At 75.2% G+C, this 919-nt stretch carries 1 protein-coding gene; it reads right to left on the reverse strand.

Annotated elements, in window-relative coordinates; translation table 11 throughout:
- Positions 1–124: 124 nt before the first annotated feature.
- Positions 125–721: a hypothetical protein gene (locus tag ACWF9Z_RS36655; protein ID WP_453609952.1), complete on the reverse strand. Its 597-nt coding sequence runs from the start codon at positions 719–721 to the stop codon at positions 125–127.
- Positions 722–919: the final 198 nt, after the last annotated feature.

Below are 919 nucleotides of genomic sequence, written 5' to 3' on the forward strand. Positions count from 1 at the left end.
CTCTCCGTCGGGGGGGCCCCCCCCCCGGGGCGCCGGGGGGCGGGGGGGGGGGGGGGGGGGGGGGGGGGGGGGGGGGGGGGGGGGGGGGGGGGCCCCCACCCGGTGGACGCGGGCCTTTCAGCGCCTAGAAGATGCGGGCGCCGCCGGCGCCGCCGCCGCCGCCCAGGCCGCCGAGGAGGCCACCGAAGCCGCCCTTGCCGCCCTTGCCGCCGTTGCCGCCCTGGAAGACACCGAAGCCTCCCTTTCCGCCCTTGCCGCCGTTTCCGCCGATCAGGGTGCCGTCACCGCCGCTGCCGCCGTTGCCGGCGCCGCCGCCGAACAGGCCGCTGCCGCCGTCGCCGCCCTTGCCGCCGTTGCCGCCGATGACGCCTTCACCGCCGCCACCGCCCCCGCCGCCACCGCCGCCGGCCAGGACGCCGTCGCCGCCCTTGCCACCATTGCCACCGGCGCCGCCGACGCCCAGGACACTGCCCCCACCGGAGCCGCCGGAGCCGCCACCGCCACCGATGAGGCCGCCGCCGCCCGCACCGCCGTCCCCACCGGCACCGCCGGCGCTCGGGAAAGCCGAAGCCACGTGAGCGGGCATCGGAGCCGCCGACGCCATCGAAGCCGGAAGGACGACCCCCGCCGAGATCACCGCGGCCGAAGCGAACAGAGTCGCGAACCGGACACCACGACGGTTGGAACGGACCACGTTGCTGCTGCGCGTCTTACGGTTCATGACCTTCTCCTAAGAATCGAGAACGAGATGCCCCGGGGAATCGAGGCGATGCGGTGATTCCGGCGAGGAGAAGGAAATCCCCCAGAAGAGGTCTTCCGTCCCTACCGTGGTGCCTCGTTTCCTGTTCGGTGAGGCCCGCATCACCAGTAAGCCCCGGGGCCCCCACCCCGGTCACGTTCCGGAAACTCGGGACTTGAC

The sequence above is a fragment of the Streptomyces sp. NPDC054961 genome (genome assembly GCF_053609145.1).